This window comes from Pseudomonas sp. ADAK18, from assembly GCF_012935695.1.
Classification (GTDB): Bacteria; Pseudomonadota; Gammaproteobacteria; order Pseudomonadales; family Pseudomonadaceae; genus Aquipseudomonas.
The window spans coordinates 2,876,714-2,899,750 of record NZ_CP052859.1; the positions used below are offsets into that span (position 1 = coordinate 2,876,714).

The window sequence follows — 23,037 nt, forward strand, 5'->3', positions numbered from 1 at the left end:
CTGCTGCCGAACACTGGGGTGGTCATGTGCCACCCCTGTTATTTCTCCCGAGACATTTGCCATGAAAACGTTCACCTGCCCGCTGTTGAGTCTGCTCATCGGGCTGACCAGCGCCGTGCTGTCGGCCACACCTTTTGCCGCGCCTATGGCGGATCGCCTGGAACGTCCGTCGCGGATATCCGCAAGCGCCAGTCAGGCGCCCCTCACCGGCGTCCAGCGTTTGGGCCAGCGTCTGGTGCTGGTGGGGGCTGACGGCCACATCCTTGTGCGCGAGCCGGATGGTCGGCTACACCAGGCCAAGGTTCCAGTGGATGTACTGCTCACTGCCGTCCATTTCGTCGACGATCGCCAAGGCTGGGCCGTGGGCCATGACGGGGTGGTATTGCACAGCACTGACGGTGGAGAGAACTGGGACAAACAACTCGATGGCAGGACCATCAACACCTTGATGCTCACGTGGGCCGAGGCTGAGGTGGCACGCCTGGAACAGGTCGCCAGTGCACAGGATTCCGACAACGCAGCACAACTGCAAGCCCTGGATAATGCCCGCTTCGCCCTCGACGACATAACCGCCGGCGCCGTCGCGGGCCCCTCACGACCGCTGCTGGACGTATGGTTTGCCAATGCTGACGAAGGCTGGGTGGTGGGCGCCTATGGCATGGCCTTGCACACTCGCGATGGCGGTAAGCGCTGGGAGTACTTACCCGACCTGGATAACCCCGAGCGCCTGCACCTCAATGCCGTGCTGGCGTTGGCCAACGGTGATCTGCTGATTGCGGGTGAAGGCGGTCGCCTGTACCGACGGGTTGACGGTCAATGGCTGGCCGCCCAGCAACTGACGCCCGCCTCGTTGTACAAACTCGTTCAGTTGCGTGACGGAGAAGTCCTCGCCATGGGCTTCGGCGCCGCGCTCTTCGTCAGCAATAACCACGGCCAGGACTGGAAGCCTATCCCACTAGGCACCAAAGCCAGCCTCTATGGCGCAGAACAACTTGCCGATGGCAGCCTTTGGTTGACCGGCCAAGCCGGCGTGTTACTGCACAGTCAGGACCTGCAGCAGTTCCATCTCTTCCAGAGCGCAATCAGAGGCGCCTGGCTTGGCGTGGCGACCCTCGGCGATACGCAGTTGGCCCTGGTCGGTAACAAGGGTCTGCACGTTCTCGCCATCCATGAACTGAAGGAGCTGCGTTGATGAATTCGCGCCTGAACCTCAACCCGCCTTCTCAACAGTTGGAAAAACCCGGGCCACGACTGCTGGATTTCGTCGAGCGAACGCTGTTCCATAATCGCCTGGCAGTGCTGGTGTTTTTCCTGATTGTTTCGCTGCTGCTGGGGTACAAGGCCCTGGCGCTGCGCCCGGACGCAAGCTTTTCGCGGATGATCCCCACCAGTCACCCCTTCATCCAGAACTACCTGCAATACGAGGACGTGTTACGGCCACAGAGCAACGTATTGCGGGTACTGGTGGAAAACCCCAAGGGTGAGATTCTCGACCCTGCGTTCATGGAAACCCTGCGCGAGGTCAACGACAAGATTTTCTATCTGCCCGGCGTCGACCGAGGAAAACTCAAATCGTTATGGACCCCCAATGCGCTGTGGAGCGAAGTGACCACCGAGGGCGTACGCTCCGGCCGTGTCATCCCGGACACCTATGACGCAAGCCCCGGGTCGCTTTCGCAGGTACGCCAGAACATCCTGCGCGCCAATATGCTCGGCAACATTGTGGCTAACGACTGGCGCTCGACGATCATTCGCGTGCCGTTGCTGGATAACGACCCACAAACCGGCAAACCATTGGATTACGGGGCCTTCAGCCAGGCCTTGAACACCGAAGTGCGTGAACACTTCAGCGCCCAAGGCGTGACCATTCGCGTGATTGGGTTCGCGCAGATTATTGGGGACCTGCTGGCCGCCGCCAGCGACATCGCGTTGTTCTTCGCCATTACCGTCGGGTTGATCAGTGTACTGTTGTACCTCTATTGCCGTTGCTGGCGCAGCACGGCCGTCACCGTACTGACCTGCCTGCTCACCGTCATTTGCCAGTTGGGGCTGCTCAGCCTGTTGGGCTACGGCCTGGACCCGTACTCGATCCTAGTACCCTTCCTGATCTTTGCCATCGGCATCAGCCATGCCGTGCAAAATATCAACCTGATGATGAACGAAATGGGCAACGGTTGCGGTGCGCTACCCGCGTCCGAACGTACCTTTCGTGCCCTGTTCATTCCGGGCAGTACCGCATTGCTGGCCGACGCAGTCGGGTTCATCACGCTGCTGGTGATCGACATCGGCGTCATTCAGCAACTGGCCATAACCGCCAGCATTGGCGTGTTTGTGGCCATCTTCACCAAGATGTTCCTGCTGCCGGTGCTGATGTCTTATGTCGGCATCAGCCCACGAGGTTTGCGTCAACAGCGTGAGCGCAGCCAGTCCGACTGGCCGGTCTTCCGCCGGCTTGCGGGGGTCATGTGCAAGCCGGTCGCTGTCGTGGTGATTCTGACGAGCCTGGTGTTGCTCGGCCTTGGTTACCATGCCCGCCAGGACCTGCAAGTCGGTGACCTGGATGCCGGCGCACCGGAGCTGCGTGCACAAGCGCGATACAACCAGGACAACGCCTACCTCCTTGCCCATTACAGCGCCAGTACCGATGTGTATGTACTGATCTTCAAGACCCCGCCCGAGCAATGTTCACGCTTCGCCGCGGCCGACCTGGCCAACCAGCTGGAACAGCACTTGCTCGAAGTGCCAGGCGTGGAGTCTGTGCAGTCGCTGTACGGCACCATGCGTTTCAACATCGCTGCGCGCAACGAGGGCAATCCCAAGTGGGCCGAGTTCTCCCGCGACCAATACGTGATGAATAACGCCCGCGCCGGCGTCGCCACAGAACTGGTCGACCCGAACTGCAACATCGCGCCGATCAGCCTGTACCTGGCCGACCACAAGGCGCAAACCCTCAGTCGTGTCAGTGCAGCGGTGGAGCAGTTCAACCGCACGTACAACACCGGCGATTTCCAGATCCTCCAGGCGGCAGGCAACGCCGGGATCGAGGCGGCGACCAACCAGGTGATCAAGCACTCGGAAAAGCTGATGGTGCTGCTGGTGTTCGTCATCATCTCATTGGTGGTGTTTTTCGAGTTCAGGTCGCTCAAGGTGACCATCGCACTCATGGCGCCGCTGTACCTGTCGACCGTGCTGTGTGAAGCGGTGATGGCGCAGATGGGCTTGGGGGTGAAAATCGCCACCTTGCCGGTGATCGCGCTTGGCGTGGGTATCGGCGTGGACTACGGCATCTACTTGTACAGCCGGATGGAAGGCTTTATGCAGCAAGGGCTGGCCATGCGCGCGGCCTATTTCGAGACATTGAAGACCACCGGCACTTCCGTTGCGTTCACCGGAATAACCCTGGCACTGGGCGTGTCTACTTGGGTGTTCTCTGAATTGAAGTTCCAGGCCGATATGGGTCTGTTGTTGGTGTTGCTGTTCATCTGGAACATGATCGGGGCACTGGTTCTGATGCCCGCGTTGATCGCCGTGCTGGTGCCATCGAAATCAGGTACCGGCACAGTCTGAGCCCCGGATTGGGGAGGTAATAACGAATCGGCAGCGCGATGCTGCCGATATCGGATGTTCGTCTACCTGCTTATTTGAAGCTACCCGCCAGAAACTGCTTCAACCGCTCGCTTTGGGTATGGTCGAACACACTGCTGGGTGAACCTTGCTCCTCCACTCGCCCCTGATGCAGGAACATCACGTGATTGGAGACGTGCCGTGCAAAGGCCATTTCGTGCGTCACCACAACCATCGTCCTGCCCTCCTCGGCCAGTTGCTGCATGACCTTAAGCACTTCGCCCACCAATTCCGGGTCCAGCGCGGAGGTCGGCTCATCGAACAGCATCACCTCTGGCTCCATCGCCAGCGCTCGGGCAATGGCCACGCGCTGCTGCTGGCCGCCGGACAACTGAACCGGATACTGCGCTTCAACCCGCTCCGCCAACCCCACCTTGGACAAGTACTTGCGAGCACGTTCCAGGGCTTGCTGGCGACCGATCCCCAGCACCCTGATCGGGCACTCGATGATGTTGTCCAGCACCGTCATATGGCTCCATAGATTGAAATGCTGGAAAACCATCGACAACTGACTGCGCATGATCCGCAATTGTTGGGGGTCGGCGGCACATTGCTCGCCCTTTGCGTCCTTGCGGGTCAGCAGTTCTTGTTGATTGACGATAATGCGCCCGACGCTGGGTTGTTCAAGGTAGTTGATACAGCGCAAAAAGGTGCTCTTCCCGGAGCCGGAAGAACCAATGATGCTGATCACATCGCCCGCCTTGGCCTTGAGTGATACACCCTTGAGTACTTCATGGCTGCCGTAGTTCTTGTGGACATCTTCAACGATCAATTTATACATACGAGCGTTTCCAGTGAGGTCAGTGCATGCGGGGTTTCAGGTAAGCCAGCCAATGCAGTTCGCCACGGCGAAACAGCCAGATCAGCAAAAATGCACTGCAGGCATACAGCACCCCGGCAATCCCGAATGCGGCAAACGAGGCGTAAGTCGCCGAGTTGACGTCCCGGGCGATCTTCAGCAGATCGGGCACCGTGGCGGTGAACGCGACGGAGGTCGAATGCAGCATCAAGATCACTTCATTGCTGAACAGCGGCAGCGCCCGACGTAGCGCTGACGGCAACACAATCCGCCGGTACAGCGTGAAGGTGCTCATCCCGTAGGCCCTGGCGGCCTCGATTTCACCGTGCGGGGTGGCCCTGATGGCGCCGGCAAAGATCTCGGTCATGTAGGCACAGGTATTGAGCCCGAACGCCAGCACCGTACAGTTGAAGCCATCGCGGAAAAACGCATTGAGAAAATCCTGCGCCCGAATCACGTGCAGGCTGTACACCCCGGTGTAGAAGAACAGCAGCTGGATGTACAACGGCGTACCGCGAAACACGTAGGTGTAGAACCAGACCGGCGTGCGAATCAGCGGGTTGGCGCTGACGCGGGCAATTGATAACGGAACGGCTAACAGGAACCCGATCAACACCGAAAGAATCAGCAGCCACAAGGTCACCGCCAAACCGGACAGATGCGCCCCGTCGCTCCAGAGATAGGCCTGCCAGTAGTCCTGGAGAATAGTGGTCATAGCACGGCCTTCCTGACTCCCACGGAGTAGCGGTGTTCGAGCCACATCAGCAGAACGTTGGAAACGGTGGTGATTGCGAGGTAGATCAGGCCGCCGACCAGCGTGAAATAGAAGAACTGCATTGAGCCCTTGCCCGCATCCTGCGTGGCCTTGACCACATCGGTCATGCCGATGATCGACACCAGCGCGGTCGACTTGATCAGCACTTGCCAGTTGTTGCCAATCCCCGGCAACGCGTGGCGCAGCATCTGTGGGAACAAGACCTTGCGAAAGGTTTGTGCGCGCGTCATGCCGTAAGCCCTGGCGGCTTCAATCTGGCCGACTGGTACCGCCTGAAAAGCACCGCGAAAGGTTTCGGTAAAGTACGCCCCATAAATAAATGCCAGGGTCACGACACCGGCCAGGAAAGGGTCGATATCGAGCTGGGCAATACCCAGCCAATCGGTCAGTTGGTTGAGCAACATTTGCAGGCTGAAGAACAGCAACAGCATGATCACCAGGTCCGGCATGCTGCGGATCAACGTCGTGTAGCTTGTCGCAAACATCCGCAGTACACGGTTTGAAGACAGCTTGGAGCTGGCCCCCATCAGCCCGATCAGAACGGCGAACAGCAGTGATCCCAACGCCAGTTTGATCGTGGCCAGGGTGCCCAACAGAATCTGTGGACCAAAGCCTTCCAGAAGCATTTCACTCTCCTTGTTTTTATTAGGTTGAGGTGAAGGTAAAGCGGCAACAGAGCAGCCTGGGCGACTGCTCTGCACCGGGTTTCGAGCGGGGGTTATTTCGCGCCGTAGACGTCGAAATCGAAGTACTTTTTGTTGATCCGCACGTAGGTGCCATTGGCAATGATCGTCGCCAGCGCTTTGTTCAAGTCTTCACGCAGCTCAACGTCCGCCTTGCGCACGCCGATGCCGTCACCCACGCCGAAGAATTCCGGGTTATCCAGGTTGCCACCGGCAAAGGCGTAGTCCTTACCTACCGGCTTATCCAGGAAGCCATGGCTGGCTTGAATGGCCCCCTGCAACGAGGCATCGAGCCGCCCGACCGTGAGGTCGGCGTAGACTTGGTCCTGATTCTGATAAGAGAGAATATCCACGCCCTGGGCACCCCAGACGGCTTTCGCGAAAGCCTCCTGAGTCGAGCCCTGCTCCACGCCTACGCGCTTGCCTTTGAGCGACTCGACAGTCGGTTCCAACCCCGAGCCACGCTTGATAACCAGGCGTGCCGGGGCGTTGGATACTTTATCGGTGAACGCAATCTGTCCCAGGCGCTTGGGGGTGATGGTCATCGACGAGGCCACCGCGTCGAACTTGCGTGCCAGCAAGGCCGGAATCATGCCGTCCCAGCTGCTTTCAACCCAGATGCACCGGGCGTGCAGCTCTGCACAGAGCGCCTCGGCGATATCGACCCCAAAGCCCGTCAGTGTGCCGTCCTGATTTTTGTATTCCAGCGGTGGATACGTCGGGTCAACGCCCAGCTTCAGTACTTTCCCACTCCAATCCGCCGCGCCAGCCAGGCCGGATGCGGTCAAGAACGCCAGGGAAACAGCCGCGATTATCTTATTCATTGTTATCTTCCTCGAGGGCTCGCAGAGCCAGGTGACCGATAGCGTTTATGCAGCCCTGCTTAGCGCAGAAAACCTTCCACCAACTTGACCCAATAACTGGCGCCGATAGGCAGGCAGGCGTCGTTGAAGTCGTAACCGGGGTTATGCAGCAAGCACCCACTATCGCCCTGGCCATTGCCGATCACCAGATAACTGCCCGGGCATTTTTCCAGGATGAAGGCAAAGTCCTCGCTGGCGGTGAATGGCCGCAGGTCCTCGATCAACTGCCCCTCGCCCAACCACTCTCTGGCGACTTCACGGGCGAACGCCGTCTGCTCGGGATCGTTGATCAACACCGGATGACAATGCTGGTAGTCGATATGCGCCTGCGCACCGAAACTCGCGGCCTGGCCCTGGACCAGCTCGGTGATTCTGACTTCGAGCAGTTGGCGTATCTGCGGCGTCAGCGCTCGCACACTCAGGATCATTTCGGCAGTGGCCGGAATGACGTTCGACACGCTGCCGGCATGAAGGCTACCGACCGTGATAATCGCCGTTTCCTGAGGGTTAACGTTGCGCGAGACGATGCTTTGCAGGGCCATCACAATGGACGAACAAACCACCACCGGGTCGACCGCCTTGTGCGGGACCGCACCATGGCCACCGGTACCCTTGATGGTGATCGTGACCGTGTCGGCAGACGCCATGAACGGCCCGCTGTAGAACCCCAGTTGCCCGGCGGGATATCCCGGCACGTTGTGCATGGCAAAAATCGCGTCGCAGGGGAAACGTTCGAGCAGCCCGTCCTCCAGCATTTTCCGGGCACCGCCCAACCCTTCTTCAGCCGGCTGAAACACCAGATGCACCGTGCCGTTGAACGCTCGGGTTTGTGCAAGGTATTGCCCTGCTGCCAGCAGGGTTGCCGTATGACCGTCGTGGCCACAGGCGTGCATCACGCCGTCATTGCGGCTGGCATACGGCAAGCCGGTGGCCTCCTGAATCGGCAGCGCATCCATGTCCGCGCGTAACCCAATGGCACGCCCGGGGCCATTTTTCAGGGTCCCGACCACACCGGTCTTACCCACCTCTCGGCTCACCTCAAACCCCCACTGCGTCAAACACTGCGCCACCAGTTCAGCCGTGGTGAACTCTTCAAACCCCAGTTCGGGGTGGGCGTGAATACGGTGACGCAGGGCAATCATCTCATTTTGCGATGCGGCTATTCCCGGCAGGACATGGTCAGCATGCACGGTGGTACTCCTCGATAAGATCATTCAGTGCCCCTGGCTCAAGGGTGAGTCCGGTGGGCGCTGCCGAATCGATCTTAAGGAACAGGCCCTGGGCCAGGGAGACTCAATTTGGTTATGATGACAACCATTGGTTGTCCCAAAGGTGAGCCTATGAAGCTGCATCAACTGCAAGCGCTGATTGCCAGCGCCGAAACCGGCAGCATCCGCGCGGCCGCGCGCTCGCTGGATATCTCCCAGGCCGCCGTGACCAAAGCCCTGCGTGAACTGGAAACGGCTCAACAATTGCCGCTTTTCGTCAGGACCCCCAGTGGCCTGAATTTCACTGAATACGGAAAAGTACTGCTGACCCACGCCAAGCTGGTCCTCAAACAGCTGGAGCATGCGCAGGCCGACCTTGATCAGTTGCGCGGCAAAGCCCAGGGGCGACTCTGCGTCGGCGTCACGCCCTGGATTGCGCTGACGTTTCTACCAGAAGTGGTGTTGGAGTTTCGCCAACGCATGCCCGACATCCAGCTGGAACTGTTCGAAAGCCTGATGGCGGTGGCCCAGCCGCTGCTGCGTGACGGCAGCATGGACTTCGCCATCGGTCAGTTGCACCCGGCGCAGGCGACCCCGGAGTTTGCCTGTGAGACGTTGCTGGACTACCAGACCTCGGTGCTGGTTCGCCAGGGCCATCCTCGGCAAAACGCGAAATCGATCCACGATCTGCTGGATCAGAGCTGGACGCTGAACTATGCCCCAGACGGTCGCGACGCCCTGATGCAGGAATTGTTCGGCCAACACAACGCACACATCGATAGCAATCGCATCGTGCGCGCGCACTCACTGGCAATCCTGCAGATGATGGTGGAGCGCGCCGACATGTGCACCTGGGGCCCAACCATCATGAGCACAGCCCCACCGTTCCTGGGGCGCATCGTTGCCCTGAAGTTGAGCGAAGCGTTCGAGCCGCGACAACTGAGCATCGTCACCCGGCGCAATGGCTCGCTGAGCAATGCAGCGCTGTGTTTCACCGACTGCCTGCTGCAGGTGATTCGGCGCCACGCCCGTTCGGCGAAAAGGGAGGATCGAGAACTGTTTGAAACCCTGCGGTTGTTGGTTTGAGAGTGACCACCTGAGGTTTTCGCCGCGGTGCTAATTGCCCAGCGCCAGCGCACGCACTTCACTCGGCGTCTGCCCATAACGCGCCTTGAACGCCCGGGAGAAGTGCGCCTGGCTGGTAAAACCGTGGCGGTAGGCAACCTCCCCCACATCCAGGCCCCTGACCTGCTGACTGCTCAACAGGCCGTACGCTTGTTGCAGGCGTTTTTCCAGAATGAAACGCCGTGGCTGGGTGTCTTCCAGGGCAAACAGCCGCGCCAGGTGCCGGGTCGAGATCCCGGTCTGGATCGCCACCCGTTCACAACTCAAGGTCGGGTCGGCCAACTGATCCCGGATGCATTGCTTGGCCGCCAACAGGTAGGAAGCACTCAAGGCGTTGATCCGGCGGTGACCGACTTGGCCAGCAATGATATTGCCCAGTAACTCGAACGCATCGTCCTGATAGCTCCCCGCTTCCTGACTCAACGGCTGCTGGAAAAAGTCTCGGGTGCGCTCACCGAGTGTGCGTAACAGCAAGCGCTGCACGCCGGTGTGGGCGCTGATTTTCAGTGCATTGTCGAAGCGGCTCAAACAGCGGCTGGCAAAGATTTCCTGGGGCACATCGAAGATGAATTGGCGCATGGGCCCGGAAAAACCGAACAGGTAGGGTTTGTCGGTGCGATAGACCATCAACTCGCCGGGTTCCAGCAACTGGCACTGCCCATTCTGAAAGAAAAACGAACCGCTGCCCGTCACGAATGACACGAAGATCGACGCCTTGGGCACCGCTCGAATCATCGAGCCGTCGCGCTCCACCACGTGTTCGTTACCGACGATATGCGCCAGGTGCATGCTTTCCAGGCTCAGGTTGTCCTGGGTCGCGGTAAATCCGCCCTCGCTGTAGGACGAGCATTTGAGGCCCACCAGGGTGGACGCGTTGTACTGCTCCCAAAAGGCCAGGCGCTGGTCCAGGGGAATGTTGTCGGTACTGGCTCGCCGAGTGTCGAGCATGGCGCATGGAGTCATTTTTATTCTTCTCATGGCAGCGGGAGGTTGCCCTGGCCCAGGCGAGGCCAATTCCGGGGTTTCCAGAGAACTCATTAATATCTGAACAATCCATGATGTCAACTCATTGCCCGGTCGTAATCGACCACCGGGCAAGCGGGAAAAGCGGCGTCCGATACAGGCAACCATCACGTCAGTTGCGATCAAACCGCCCGCGCGTTCACACCCTAGAGTGGCCCTGTATCCCCCACAAGCAGAGGCCGAACATGCCCGAATTAGCCAGCACCGAATTTTGGAAAGACTTGCAGCCGATCGCCAACTGCTTCAAGCCCGACGCCAAGCCCGAGGTTTACCTGCCCAACGCCGCCAGTGACGACCTGCGGCTCTATGTGCCGTTCACCGAAACCGTGTCTTCACGCCCACTGTGGATTTCCCCGAGTGAAAACCGCTGGTGCGACATCCTGATGTCCAGCCGCGCGGGCTTGGTCAATCGGCATTACCACCCCCACGAAGTATTCGCCTACACCCTCTCCGGAAAATGGGGCTACCTGGAACACGACTGGACCGCCACCGCCGGCGACTTTGTCTACGAGACTCCGGGCGAAGGCCACACGCTGGTGGCCTATGACCACCCGGAGCCGATGCGCGTGTTTTTCATCGTCAAGGGGCCGCTGATCTGGCTCGACGAACAGGGTGAACCCAACGGTTATTTCGACGTGCACTCCTACATCGACCTCTGCCGCAAGCACTACGACAAGGTCGGCCTGGGCGCCGATGCCGTGGACCGCCTGTTTCGCTAAACGCGTTTTTCGGAGAACCACCATGGCTGACAACAATAATAAAGCCGGTTACGAAAACACCTTGCTGTGCGTGCTGTTCCTGACCTTTGGCTTCGTGTTTTTCGATCGCTTGGCCCTCGCGTTTCTGTTTCCGTTCATGGCCACGGAGCTGCAACTGAGCAATAGCCACCTGGGCATGCTGTCCTCGGTGCTGGCCCTGGCCTGGGCGCTGTCCGGTGCGCTGGTGGGGGCTTGGTCAGACCGTCGAGGCGTGCGCAAACCGCTGCTGATTCTCGCGGTGATCCTGTTTTCTCTGTGTTCGGCGCTGTCGGGGCTGGTCACCGGGTTTCTCAGCCTGCTGCTGTTTCGCGGGATCATGGGCCTGGCCGAAGGCCCGATTCTGCCGCTGTCCCAGTCGCTGATGGTAGAAGCCTCCTCGCCCCATCGACGGGGCCTGAACATGGGTTTGCTGCAGGGTTCGGCGGCAGGCCTTTTAGGCGCGGTGATCGGCCCGCCGATATTGATTGCCCTTGCCGAAACTTACGGCTGGCGCCATGCATTCATTGTGTCGCTGGTGCCCGGCCTGCTGATTGCCTGGTTGATCTGGCGCTATGTACGCAACGACGAACCGCGCCAGGCGCCGAAGGTCAGTGAGCACCAGACCGTGCATCGCCTGGTCTTGCTGAAAAGCCGCAACATCGTGCTCTGCACCTTGATCAGCTGTGTGTTCCTGACCTGGTTCATCATCCTGATCTCCTTCACGCCCACCTTCCTGGTCAGCGTTCGCGGTTATAGCCCACCGAGCATGGGCGCGATCATGAGTTGCCTGGGCGCCGCCTGGGTGCTCTGGGGCTTTGCGGTGCCGGCGATTTCCGACCGCATCGGCCGCCGCCCAACGCTGGTGCTGTTTTCGCTGGTGGCCGCCTGCTGCCCGATGGCCCTGCTGTTTGCGCCTTCACCACTGATTCTCGGCGTGCTGATGGTGCTGACTTACACCGGACTGGGCTGCTTCACGCTGTTTATGGCGACCATTCCCGCAGAGACCGTTCCCCGTGAGGTGATGGCCACCGCCCTGGGCATGATCATGGGCATTGGTGAGCTGGTGGGTGGTTTTGTTGCGCCCACCGTGGCCGGTTTTGCTGCCGATCGTTTTGGCCTGTCCATCGTGATGTGGATGTCGTGTGCCGGTGCGTTGCTGGCCGCCGTTCTGTCCTTGTTCCTCAAGGAAACCGCCCCCGCTGTGCTGCGCCGTCAGGTGGCAGCCACGTCCATCCTGCAAGGAAACCAGCCATGAAAGCATTGCGTTGGCATGCCGCCAAAGACCTGCGCCTGACTGATCTGCCCGAACCGTCCCCCGGCCTCGGCGAAGTGCTGGTGCAAGTGGCCTACTGCGGGATCTGTGGCAGCGACCTGCACGAATACCAGGACGGCCCGCATTCGATTCCGCAGCACACGCCTCATCCGCTGTCCGGTTGCCGTGCACCGTTGACCCTGGGCCACGAGTTCTGCGGCCAGGTGATCGCCCTCGGCGAGGGCGTCAGCCATGTGCGGGTCGGCAGCCGGGTCGCGGTCGAGCCCGAGTACCGTTGCGGCCACTGTGCGTATTGCCTGGAGGGCAGCTACAACCTGTGCCAGTCCATGGGTTTCATCGGGCTGATGGGCGACGGCGGTTTTGCCGAGCGTGTGGTGGTGCCGGTCTACATGCTCCATCCATTGCCAGACGCTGTGGGCTTCAAACAGGCCGCCGTACTGGAGCCCGCCGCCGTGGCCTTCCATGCACTGAACCAAAGCAGCTTGCAGGCCGGCGACAGTTGCGTGGTGTTCGGCCTCGGCCCGATCGGCCTGCTGTTGATCATGCTCGCGCGGCTACGCGGTGTGGAGCGGATCTATGCGGTGGACATCAGCCCACAACGCCTGCAACTGGCCCGCGAACTCGGCGCCCGGGAAGTGCTCAATGGCCGCGACGCCGACCTGTTGCCACGCCTGCGAGCCTTGAGCGAGGGCGGTGTCGACAGCGCGTTCGAGGCCGCCGGCAGCCAACAGACCTTGACCAACGCCCTGCACTGTCTGCGCAAAGGCGGCGAAGCGGTGCTGGTGGGCTTGATGGGTGAAGTGCAGATCGATGCCTTTCACCTGGTCAACAACGAACTGCGGCTGCTGGGCAGCGTTGGGTATCGCCATGCCTACCCGGCGCTGATCGAGTTGCTGGCCAGCGGGCGCCTGGACCTCACTCGGATCGTGACTCGCTGCGTCGCGTTGGAGCATGCCGTCGAACAAGGCTTCGAGGGCCTGTCAGCCGACAAGAGCCAGATCAAGGTGCTGGTCAATCCCACGCCGTCATTGGCGCATCAATGAACCACCCGCTCATCACAACAACAATAAAAAGAGTCCCTGACCATGAACACTCCAATGCGTGTGTGCACCTTTTTGCTCGCGGTGTCCCTGTATCCCCAGGCCTGGGCGCAAACCCGTGAAGGCCCGCTGGCGGACCTGGGCGAACAATTGGCCGGCTACGGCATCCAGCCCCATGTGCAGTTCTGGAGCCTGTCGATGAAGAATCTCGACACCGGCCCAAGGCCCAACAGCTTTGGCAACAGTGGCGACCTGTTTATCGGTGCTGACGTCAACCTGGGCACGCTGGCCGGCCTCGATGGCTCGGCGTTTCATGTCGAAGAAACCGTGTTCATCCTCGACCAGGGCACCGGGCAACCCACTTCACGCAACTGGCAAGGCGCCGCCGGCAGCTACTTCGCCGGGGCGCCGATTCACAACGACATCACCAGCAACCAGTTGAGCCTGCTGACCTTCGAACAAAAATGGCTCGACGGCCAGCTCGACCTGCACCTGGGGCGCACCAATGCCCGACGCTATTTCTATATCTACAACTGCGACACCGTGGTCACCTGCAACGACCCGATCATTGACTCCTCCACCGGCGTACTGCCACCGCCTTATGGCGCCTGGGGCGGCTACCTGAAATACCAGGTAAACCCAAGCCTGTACGTGCATGCGGGGGCGTTTGAATCCAATCCGGTGGACTACCTGAAAAAGCGCAAGGGCCTGGACTTCAGCACCGACGACGCCAGCGGCACCAGCTTCCTGCTGGGGATCGGCAGCAAGCCGGGCGACGACACCACCCAGTACGAACTCAACGCTTACTTCAACTCTTCGAAGCAAGTCGATCCCTTGACCGGCGCCAGTGATCACGGCACCGCCGGCGCCTTCTTCAAGTTCCGCCAGACGCTGTGGCGCGCCAACCTGCAAGGTTTGCAAGTGTTCGGCTCGCTGTCGGCCGCGGCCGATGACAAACAACCCTTCAGCCATTTTGCCGAAGCCGGGCTGACCTACCTCGCGCCCTTCGACCGGCCCCAGGACAAGCTCAATTTCAAGACCAGCTACCTGCGGATCAACCCGCACCAACTGGAGTTCCAGCAACGGATGCGCACCGACAACAACGGCGACCCGCGCCTGGGCGACCGGGATGTGTACGCGCTGGAAGCCAACGGTCACTTTGCCCTTAGCCGCAACTTGTCTATTGAGCCGAGCGTGCAGTACCTGATCAATCCAGACAATTTCTACAACCCTGGCGCCCGGGAATTGAGCGGGAATGGCTTTGTTGTCGGAGTGCAAGTGATGCTGGATGTCGGTTCGATGCTGGGGCTGTAGAACCCGTTTTTCTAATGCCAACGAGGTAACTGTCATGACTCAATCCCCTGCACACACGTTCGACTACATCGTGGTCGGCGCAGGTTCGGCCGGCTGTGTGCTGGCCAACCGACTGTCTGCCGAGCCCGGGGTTTCGGTGTGCCTGGTGGAGGCTGGGGCCAGTGATCGCACGCTGTTTCCCGGCGCCTACATCCGCACCCCGGCGGGCATCATCCGATTGATCGCCAACCCGAAATGGAACTGGATGCATCAGTTCGAGGCTCAATCCACCAGCGGTGACAAACCCATCCCCTGCCCGCGCGGTCGGGTCTGGGGCGGTTCGAGTGCAATCAACGGCATGATCTATGTACGCGGGCACCGCAGCGATTACGACCGCTGGGACGCGGCTGGTAATCAGGGCTGGGGCTATGACGATCTGTTGCCGTACTTTCGGCGCTCCGAGCATTTCGAGCCAGGGCCTTCGCCATGGCATGGGCAGAACGGTGAACTGAACGTCACCCACCAACGCAGCCCAAGTGCGGTCAACTCAGTGTTCTATGCAGCGGCGGCGCAAATGGGCTGGCGCTACAACAGCGACTTCAACGCTGAGGAGCAGGAAGGCTATGGCGCGTTTCATGTCACCCAGATCAATGGCGAGCGCTGCAGCGCTGCCCGGGCGTTTCTCTACCCGGCGTTGTCGCGGCCGAACTTAACCGTACTCAGCGAAGCACTGACGCATCGAGTCCTGCTCAATGGCGGGCGCGCCTACGGTGTCGAGGTCAGCCAAGGGGAGCAGGTGTTTGAACTCAAAGCCCGGCGTGAAGTGATCCTCAGCGCCGGCAGCATCAACTCGCCACAACTGTTGTTGCTGTCCGGGATCGGACCGGCCGAGGAACTGGCGCGGCACGGCATTACCCAGCACCACGAACTGCCCGGCGTCGGTCAAAACCTGCAGGATCACCAGGACATTGTCTTGATGTACCGCAGCGACAGCGACCTGGGTTACGGACTGTCTCTGCATGGGATATTGCCGTTGGCGGCCTCCCCCTTTCGGTACCTGACGGCGCGACGAGGCCCGTTGACCTCGAACACCGTGGAGTCCGGTGCCTTTTTACGCCTCAACCCCACCGATACCGTGCCGCAGCTGGGATTGATCGTTGCCCCGGCCCTGAAGAACCAGCCCCAACGCCTGATTCCCGTGGGCCACGGCATTAGCTTGCACGTGGCCGTCATGCACCCCAAAAGCCGTGGCCAAGTGCGCTTGCGCTCGGCGGATCCAAAGGACAAACCGCAAGTGGACGGCAACTTCCTCAGCCATCCGGACGATCTGCACACCCTGGTAGAAGGCTTTCGCTTGGTGCGCCGATTGGCGGCAACTCCCGCCTTTGCCGAGCGCTTGCAAGGCGAGCTGGTGCCTGGGCCGAAGGTCAGCAGCACTGAGCAGATCCAACAGTGGATCAAGGAAAATCTGGGCACCGTGTTTCACCCGGTGGGCACCTGCAAAATGGGTAACGACTCCATGGCGGTGGTTGATGACCAACTGCGGGTCCATGGCCTGTTGGGGTTGCGAGTGGCCGATGCGTCAATCATGCCGACCCTGATCACCGGCAATACCAATGCCGGCGCGATCATGATCGGCGAGAAAGCCGCGGACCTGGTGTTGGGCAAGATAACGCCCCTGGTCGAACGGGACTTACCCGCGCTATCAGGCTGTTGCTGAGGCCTCACGCCGGTCGACCTTGGCCGGCGCCGCAACGGCCAGGGGCGCGAAGCTATGGGCCTGAGCTGCGCGCCACATACCGGCGTAGAACTCAGAATTGATCGAGTCCTTGAGCAACTCCCCAGGTTCAAGGAACACGTGAATCTGTGAAAACAGCCGCACCTCGGTGGTGGTCATGCGCCGTACCAGATGCTTGGGCTGCAATTGCGCGGGATGAGTCAGGCCTGCGGCACTGAGCATTTCACCGAGCGCCACCAGGGTGTTGCGATGGAAGTTGTGCACCCGCTCGGCCTTGTCCGGTACTTGCAGCGCGCGCTGGCGCAGCGGGTCCTGGGTCGCGACGCCGGTGGGGCATTTGTTGGTGTGGCAGCTTTGCGACTGGATGCAGCCGATGGCAAACATAAAGCCCCGGGCCGAGTTGACCCAGTCGGCACCGATGGCCAGCACGCTGGCGATGTCGAAGGCGCTGACAATCTTGCCACTGGCTCCCAGTTTGATAGGCCCACGCAAGCCGGCGCCGACCAAGGTGTTGTGCACGAACAGCAAGCCTTCGCGCATGGGCATACCGATGTTGTCCGTGAACTCGCGAGGTGCTGCACCGGTGCCGCCTTCCTTGCCGTCAACCACGATGAAGTCCGGCAGGATGCCGGTCTCCAGCATGGCCTTGACGATGGCCATGAACTCCCACGGATGGCCCAGGCACAGCTTGAAACCCACCGGTTTTCCCCCGGAAAGATTGCGCAAGCGCACGATGAACGCCAGCAGCTCCATGGGCGTACTGAACTCGGAGTGCCGCGCGGGCGACACGCAATCGCTGCCCATTTGCACGCCACGGGTGCTGGCGATTTCTTCGTTGACCTTATGCTTGGGCAGGATGCCGCCGTGACCCGGCTTGGCACCTTGGCTCAGCTTGATCTCGATCATTTTGACTTGCGGCTGGCGTGCCTGCTCGGCAAAGCGTTCCGGATCAAAGCGACCGTTCAAGGTACGGCAGCCGAAGTAACCGCTGCCGATTTCCCAGATCAGGTCGCCGGCAAACTCGCGATGGTAGGGGCTGATGCTGCCTTCACCGGTGTCATGGGCGAAGCCGCCCAGACTCGCGCCTTTGTTCAAGGCACGGATGGCATTCGCGCTGAGGGCGCCGAAGCTCATGGCCGAGATGTTGAACACCGACGCACTGTAGGGCTGCAAGCATTCGGGGCCACCGACCACCACGCGAAACTGCTGTGGGTCGCAATGATCACTGGGCAACATGGAGTGGCTGATGAATTCGAAACCCGGCTTGTAGACGTCAGTCAGCGTGCCGAAGGCTTTTTCCGCCGGCTGGTTTTTCGCGCGCTGATAGACGATCGAACGCTGGGTTCGGGAAAACGGCAATTGTTCATCGTCGCCCTCCAGCAGGTACTGGCGGATCTCCGGGCGAATGGTTTCCACCAGGTAGCGGATATTGCCCAGAATCGGGTAGTTGCGACGCACGGAATGATGGGTTTGCAGCAGGTCATTGAAGCCGATAAGGCTGAGCACACCGGTGACCAGCGTCAACCCGGTCAGCCAGGGTGACAGGGGCAGGAAAAACAGGCTGCCCAACGTAAACAGCACACACACGGCGAAGACGGCATACCGGCTCAAGAGTGACACTTTCATTGTTATTCCTCGACAGAAAAGACTGGCCTAGCGGGTAATGCCGATCAGTTAAGCGAACACAAGACCTCAAGACAGAGAAGATCAAAGGTGGGAGCTGTCGAGCCCCAGCGAGGCTGCGATAGCGGTGGGTCAGGCAACATCAATGTTGACGGTGCCGACGCCATCGCAGCCTCGCTGGGGCTCGACAACTCCCACACTGGATCTGCTTCGCTTGTTGGATCTCCATTCCTTAACTGACTGGCATTAGGCCTAGCGGGCGGCACCCAGCTCACGAATCTCGGCGTAGCGCGCTTGCAGCTCCTGGCGCTGTTGCTTGCGCAATTGCGCTTGGGCAAAACGACGTAATTCGCCTGGGGTGTCCGGCAGCAACGGGCGCACGGGGCATGGGCGCCCATCGGGGTCGATCGCGACCATGGTGAAATAACAACTGTTGGTGTGGCGCACCGTTCGCTCGTGAATGTTTTCGGTCATCACTTTCACGCCGACTTCCAGGGAAGTGCGCCCGGTGTAGTTGACGGACGCGAGGAAGGTCACCAGTTCGCCGACGTGAATCGGCTCCTTGAAAATCACCTGATCCACCGACAAGGTCACCACATAACGGCCGGCATAACGCTTGGCGCAGGCAAAGGCCACTTCATCGAGCATCTTGAGCAACGCCCCGCCATGGACGTTGCCCGAAAAGTTGGCTTTGTCGGGGGTCATGAGCACGCTCATGCTCAACTGATAACTGCCAGGTTCCATACAGACCTCTCACGATAGGCATTGTGATTGTCGCCATGTTGTTCTGGCGTTCAGGCCGCAGAGGTGCGACCTAGAGAGGTGAAACGTATCAGGCATCGAAGATAGTTAGCTAGCTAACAATTGGAATAAAGACTTGCGGAATGCGTAACAATGCAGGGGCATCTTGCTGATTTCTTCGGCCAACAAAGAGTGTCTGTAGCCGCTGTCGAGGCACAAGGCTGCGATGCCGACCGCCCAGAGGGCGGTCGCTACGCAACCCATCGCAGCCTCGTGCCTCGACAGCGGCTACAACCCATCGCAGTTGCGTGCCTCAGCAGCGGCTACATCATCGCAGCTTCGCGCTATTGCTTACGCTGCTGCGCGACCTGGTTGGGCGTGACAGTGCCTTTCTTGCCACCGAACTGAGTGACCACATAGTTGGCGATAGCCGCCACTTCCTCGTCGGAATGGCTTTGACCGAAGGCCGGCATGGACTCGTGGTGGTCGCCGATGCTGATACGCGTGCCGTTGAGAATTACCTGAACCACGCTGCGTCCTTGCGGATCGTTACTGGCGGTACTGCCCACCAATGACGCATAAGACGACTGGCGCCCCTGCCCGTTCCACAGGTGGCAACCCACGCAGTTCTGCGCAAACAGCCGCTGGCCAAACGCATCCTGCTGTTGTGCCGGAGCGACCACGCTAGCGGCCAGGGCGCCTTCAGGCTTGAGGTTGACGGCGACAGACGTGTCACCGGCAAGGGCCGGTATGTCGCGCAAATACATCACCAGCGCCTGGATGTCGGCAGGTACGAGGTACTGCAGACTGTGCTCCACCGCTTCCGCCATCGGTCCGGAAGCGCTGCTGCGCCCTGGCGCGTGACCGGTTGCCAGGTAAGCCGCCAATTGCTCCTGGCTCCATCCGCCGATACCGCTCTGCGGGTGCGGGGTGATATTGGCGGCGTACCAACCCTGGATCACTTCGCCGGACAGGTACTGACCGGGCTTCATCGCAAACCCCAGGTTGCGCGGGGTGTGGCATTCGCCACAGTGGCCCAGGGCGGTAGCCAGGTAGGCACCACGGTTCCACTCCTCGCTCTTGGCCGGGTTGGCGGCAAAACGTCGGTTATCGAAGAACGCCACCTTCCAGAAGGACATGCCCCAGCGCTGGTTGAACGGGAATGGCAGCTCGTTGCGCAGGTTCGGCTGTTTGACCGGCGCCAGGCTGAACAGGTAAGCCTTTATCGCCAACACATCTTCACGGCTCAACGCCGCATAAGAGGTGTAAGGCATGGCCGGGTACAGGTTGCCCTCAGGCCCGACGCCATCGCGCACCGCCCGCACGAACTGGTCATCGCTCAAGTTGCCGATGCCCGTCTCACGGTCGGGAGTGATATTGGTGCCGTAGATCACGCCAAACGGCAATTTGAACGCCAGGCCCCCGGCAAAAGGCTGGCCGCCAGGCTGGGTATGGCAGGCCACGCAATCGGCCGCCCGGGCCAGGTATTCGCCACGGGCCAACGGATCGGTGATCTGTGCTGGCGCACCGGCAATCGGCGCGGCCGGTTCAGCCCCCACCGGCCGTAGCACGATATACAGGACATAGACGACCACCAACGCCGCCACCGCGACCAGCAACCACAGCAGGCGTTTCCACGCGCCCGTCATGACGGCTGACCTTTGTCGAGGGCACCGGAAGCCTCGTGGATAGCGGCACGAATCCGCACATAGGTGGCGCAACGGCAGACGTTACCGGACATGGCCGCATCAATATCCGCGTCGCTCGGCGTGCTCTTCTGCATCAACAGTGCACTGGCGCTCATGATTTGCCCGGACTGGCAGTAACCGCACTGCACCACATCCAGATTGACCCAGGCCTGCTGCACCGCCTGGCCGACCGGCGTGGCGCCGACGCCTTCGATGGTGGTCAGCTTCTTGCCCTGTGCAGCGGACACCGGCAGCACGCAAGACCGCACCGCCACACCGTCCATGTGCACGGTGCAGGCGCCACACATGGCCATGCCGCAGCCGTATTTGGTGCCGGTCATGCCGGCTTCGTCACGCAGGAACCACAGCAGTGGCATGTTGGGGTCGCCCTCGAAGGACAGCACCTGGTCATTCACGGTCAGATTGATCATGGTTATTCCTTATACGCTGGGCCGCTGCAAAGGCAGGCTAAGAGACGAACGGGGCAGTCCAAGTTGGGCCAGGGCATTGCCCACCGCCGGAGCAATGACCGGGACACCCAGTTCGCCGACCCCGGTGGGCACCTCACCCGACGCCACGATGATCACTTCGATCTGCGGCATCTCGTCGATACGCAAGGGACGGTAGTTGTGGAAGTTGCTCTGCTCGACAAGTCCGTCCTTGAGGCTGATGTTGCCGTGCAAGGCAATGCCCAGGCCGTAGCCGATGCCACCTTCGATCTGGGCACGCACCACATCGGGGTTGACCACGATGCCGCAATCCACCGCGCACCAGACTTTGTGTACCCGTGGCACGCCGCCCTCGCCCAGAGACACCTCGGCAATCTGCGCCACATAGGTGCCAAAAGCCTTGGCCACGCCGACACCGCGCGCCCTGCCCTCGATCACACCTGGCCCCTGCCAGTTGGCGGCCTTGGCCACTGCGCGCAACACACCCGCTTCACGAGGCGCATTGCCCATCAGGGCCAGGCGACCTTCTACCGGGTCTTGGCCGCTTTCGTGCAGCAGTTGGTCAATAAAACTCTCGACGGCATGCCCGGTATGGGTGCTGGCCACCGAACGCAACGAGGTGGTCGGTACCTTGCCCGGGACGATATGTGCGTCGCAACGAAAGTGCTCGAAGGTATAGGGAATCTCGCTGGCGCCTTCGACCATCATCAGGTCCACGCCATTGACCACCAGCGCATCCATGGCGCTGTTACGCGTCCAGGAATGGCCAACAATGGTGTCGGTCCAGGCAACCACTTTGCCGCCCCGGATCGCTCCGCGCAGGCGGTGCAGGATCATCGGCCGGTACCAGCCGTTGCGCAGGTCGTCCTCACGGGTCCAGACCACCTTGATTCCGTGGCCGGGCCCAATACCCTTGGCCGCTGCGGCCATGTCGGCCGCCAGGTCTGGCCCCAGTACCGGGTTACCCAGGTCGATACGGCGACCGAAGCTGCCGCCCGCCATGATGGTTTCGATCTCGACCTTTTCCGGCGGTAACTGGAACAGGTCGCACAGCTGTTTATGGTCCAGGGTCTGGATCTGGCACCCGTAGCGGGCCTTGACGGTGTTGCCGTCCCAGAACAGATAGCCGCCCAGCGGCTCCATCGGCGCGTGGGCCACATAGGGAAAGCTGTACTCGGCTTCGATTACCTTGTCGGCGTTTTTGAAGGCGTCATCCGGCGTCCCGACGGTTTTTGCAACCGCACCGGTTTTCTGCGCCACTTCACGGAACTCCGTGAAGATCTGCTCAGTGCTGCGCATTTCTGCCTGGCTGTCGTCCCACTCGACTTTCAGCTTGTTACGGCCCTGAATCGCCGCCCAGGTGCCCTTGGCGTAAACGGCCACGCCGGTATCAACCTGCTTGATCGCCACCACCCCTGGCACCGCCAGGGCTTCGGTGGCGTCGAAGCTGCGGACCTTGCCGCCAAAACGCGGGGATTTGGCCAGGGTGACGGTGAGCATGTCCGGTTCGTGGATGTCTTCAGAAAACTGCGCCGTGCCGTTGGTCTTGCCCAACGAGTCGACACGGTGCACACCCGTTTGTTTACCGATCAGGGTGAAGTTCGCCGGGTCCTTGAGGGTCAGCGAGGCAGGGTCCGGGGCACTCAAGCGGGCGGCCTGCGCTGCGAACTCGCCGAAGCCGGCTTCACGCCCACTGGCCGCGTGGCTGATTCGCCCCTGCTTGACGCTGATCTGCTGCGCCGGCACTTGCCATTCTTTCGCCGCTGCCTGGACCAACATGGCCCGCGCCATGGCGCCCATGCTGCGCATCTGTTGGTAGGCATTGGCCACCGAACTGGAACCACCGGTGCCCTGGAAACCAAAGGTCAGGTTCTTGTACACCGCCGTATCCACCGGCGCCGCGACGACTCGCATCTGCGACCAGTCGGCGTCCAGTTCTTCGGCCACTAAGGTAGCCATACCGGTGTACACGCCCTGGCCTATTTCGGAATGTTTGCTCAATACCGTAACAATGCCGTCTTCCCCAATTTGCACAAAGGCATTGGGTACAAAAGCGGCTTCGTTATTAACACCGGACTTGGCTTGCGCGCCCTTGCCCGGAAGATAGGCACCAATAACCAATACGCTGGAGCCCACAATAAACTGACGCCGAGACAGCGAGACTTCAGAAGTGCTCATTAAATAACTCCATCCTGGTGATCGACGCGACAGATGCCATACCGCACAGCACCTGCAGCCTGTTCCCGTTTCAATCTATTGATGACACACATTACTCGCAGGCACCGCAAACAACCAAGTAGCGGCGGGCAAACTTTACATAACCAGGCAAAGCTTAATGATAAAGATTACTATTTA

General features: G+C 60.5%; 19 protein-coding genes. 8 read left to right on the forward strand and 11 right to left on the reverse strand.

Features of this window, described 5'->3' with window-relative positions:
- The first annotated feature begins 61 nt into the window (after positions 1 to 61).
- Positions 62 to 1,192, forward strand: a complete 1,131-nt coding sequence (locus HKK55_RS12835) for a YCF48-related protein (RefSeq protein WP_169355026.1) — start codon at positions 62 to 64, stop codon at positions 1,190 to 1,192.
- The gene (locus tag HKK55_RS12840) at positions 1,192 to 3,567 is read left to right on the forward strand and encodes an RND family transporter (protein ID WP_169355027.1); all 2,376 of its coding nucleotides are present in this window, start codon (positions 1,192 to 1,194) and stop codon (positions 3,565 to 3,567) included. The genes HKK55_RS12835 and HKK55_RS12840 overlap by 1 nt, the downstream gene beginning before the upstream one ends.
- Positions 3,568 to 3,637: 70 nt before the next feature.
- On the opposite strand, the gene HKK55_RS12845 is transcribed toward HKK55_RS12840, so the two are convergent.
- The 5 genes from HKK55_RS12845 to HKK55_RS12865 all read right to left on the reverse strand — a co-directional run bounded on the left by HKK55_RS12845 (position 3,638) and on the right by HKK55_RS12865 (position 7,886).
- Entirely contained in the window at positions 3,638 to 4,405 is a 768-nt protein-coding gene (locus HKK55_RS12845) for an ABC transporter ATP-binding protein (RefSeq protein ID WP_169355028.1), read from the reverse strand.
- Between the two features lie 19 nt (positions 4,406 to 4,424).
- Entirely contained in the window at positions 4,425 to 5,138 is a 714-nt protein-coding gene (locus tag HKK55_RS12850) for an ABC transporter permease (RefSeq protein WP_169355029.1), read from the reverse strand.
- Positions 5,135 to 5,824 carry an ABC transporter permease gene (locus tag HKK55_RS12855; protein WP_169355030.1) on the reverse strand — a complete coding sequence of 230 codons (690 nt, stop codon included), beginning with the start codon at positions 5,822 to 5,824 and terminating at the stop codon, positions 5,135 to 5,137. The genes HKK55_RS12850 and HKK55_RS12855 overlap by 4 nt, the downstream gene beginning before the upstream one ends.
- A 92-nt stretch (positions 5,825 to 5,916) precedes the next feature.
- Entirely contained in the window at positions 5,917 to 6,705 is a 789-nt protein-coding gene (locus tag HKK55_RS12860; RefSeq protein ID WP_169355031.1) for an ABC transporter substrate-binding protein, read from the reverse strand.
- A gap of 59 nt (positions 6,706 to 6,764) precedes the next feature.
- Complete coding sequence (locus tag HKK55_RS12865; RefSeq protein ID WP_237151369.1) at positions 6,765 to 7,886, reverse strand: M20 aminoacylase family protein; 1,122 nt, start codon at positions 7,884 to 7,886, stop codon at positions 6,765 to 6,767.
- Positions 7,887 to 8,084: 198 nt separating this feature from the next.
- Between HKK55_RS12865 and HKK55_RS12870 the strand changes: the two genes are divergently transcribed.
- Positions 8,085 to 9,038 carry a LysR family transcriptional regulator gene (locus tag HKK55_RS12870; protein ID WP_169355033.1) on the forward strand — a complete coding sequence of 318 codons (954 nt, stop codon included), beginning with the start codon at positions 8,085 to 8,087 and terminating at the stop codon, positions 9,036 to 9,038.
- A 30-nt stretch (positions 9,039 to 9,068) separates the two neighbouring features.
- On the opposite strand, the gene HKK55_RS12875 is transcribed toward HKK55_RS12870, so the two are convergent.
- Entirely contained in the window at positions 9,069 to 10,040 is a 972-nt protein-coding gene (locus HKK55_RS12875; RefSeq protein WP_169355034.1) for a helix-turn-helix domain-containing protein, read from the reverse strand.
- 245 nt (positions 10,041 to 10,285) lie between these two features.
- On the opposite strand from HKK55_RS12875, the gene HKK55_RS12880 reads away from it, so the two are divergent.
- From HKK55_RS12880 to HKK55_RS12900, 5 genes are read left to right on the forward strand one after another with little or no spacing between them, the layout of a single operon-like run.
- Positions 10,286 to 10,819 (forward strand): 2,4'-dihydroxyacetophenone dioxygenase family protein, encoded by a 534-nt coding sequence (locus HKK55_RS12880; RefSeq protein ID WP_155582135.1) that lies wholly within the window; start codon positions 10,286 to 10,288, stop codon positions 10,817 to 10,819.
- 22 nt (positions 10,820 to 10,841) lie between these two features.
- Positions 10,842 to 12,092, forward strand: a complete 1,251-nt coding sequence (locus tag HKK55_RS12885) for an MFS transporter (RefSeq protein WP_169355035.1) — start codon at positions 10,842 to 10,844, stop codon at positions 12,090 to 12,092.
- Positions 12,089 to 13,153 carry a 2,3-butanediol dehydrogenase gene (locus HKK55_RS12890; protein ID WP_169355036.1) on the forward strand — a complete coding sequence of 355 codons (1,065 nt, stop codon included), beginning with the start codon at positions 12,089 to 12,091 and terminating at the stop codon, positions 13,151 to 13,153. Before HKK55_RS12885 ends, HKK55_RS12890 begins: the two co-directional genes overlap by 4 nt.
- A 54-nt stretch (positions 13,154 to 13,207) precedes the next feature.
- A complete protein-coding gene (locus tag HKK55_RS12895) occupies positions 13,208 to 14,464 on the forward strand; it encodes a carbohydrate porin (protein WP_237151370.1) in 1,257 nt (418 codons plus the stop codon).
- 34 nt (positions 14,465 to 14,498) lie between these two features.
- Positions 14,499 to 16,163, forward strand: a complete 1,665-nt coding sequence (locus HKK55_RS12900; protein ID WP_169355038.1) for a GMC family oxidoreductase — start codon at positions 14,499 to 14,501, stop codon at positions 16,161 to 16,163.
- On the opposite strand, the gene HKK55_RS12905 is transcribed toward HKK55_RS12900, so the two are convergent.
- The 5 genes from HKK55_RS12905 to HKK55_RS12925 form a co-directional block, all read right to left on the reverse strand.
- Positions 16,149 to 17,807, reverse strand: coding sequence for an FMN-binding glutamate synthase family protein (locus HKK55_RS12905; RefSeq protein WP_169355039.1), 1,659 nt, complete (start codon positions 17,805 to 17,807; stop codon positions 16,149 to 16,151). The genes HKK55_RS12900 and HKK55_RS12905 overlap by 15 nt on opposite strands.
- Before the next feature lie 249 nt (positions 17,808 to 18,056).
- Positions 18,057 to 18,548: an acyl-CoA thioesterase gene (locus HKK55_RS12910; RefSeq protein WP_169355040.1), complete on the reverse strand. Its 492-nt coding sequence runs from the start codon at positions 18,546 to 18,548 to the stop codon at positions 18,057 to 18,059.
- A gap of 341 nt (positions 18,549 to 18,889) precedes the next feature.
- Positions 18,890 to 20,194 carry a cytochrome c gene (locus HKK55_RS12915; RefSeq protein WP_169355041.1) on the reverse strand — a complete coding sequence of 435 codons (1,305 nt, stop codon included), beginning with the start codon at positions 20,192 to 20,194 and terminating at the stop codon, positions 18,890 to 18,892.
- Positions 20,191 to 20,664 (reverse strand): (2Fe-2S)-binding protein, encoded by a 474-nt coding sequence (locus HKK55_RS12920; RefSeq protein WP_169355042.1) that lies wholly within the window; start codon positions 20,662 to 20,664, stop codon positions 20,191 to 20,193. The genes HKK55_RS12915 and HKK55_RS12920 overlap by 4 nt, the downstream gene beginning before the upstream one ends.
- Positions 20,665 to 20,673: 9 nt before the next feature.
- Positions 20,674 to 22,860 (reverse strand): xanthine dehydrogenase family protein molybdopterin-binding subunit, encoded by a 2,187-nt coding sequence (locus HKK55_RS12925; RefSeq protein ID WP_169355043.1) that lies wholly within the window; start codon positions 22,858 to 22,860, stop codon positions 20,674 to 20,676.
- Between the last annotated feature and the right edge of the window lie 177 nt (positions 22,861 to 23,037).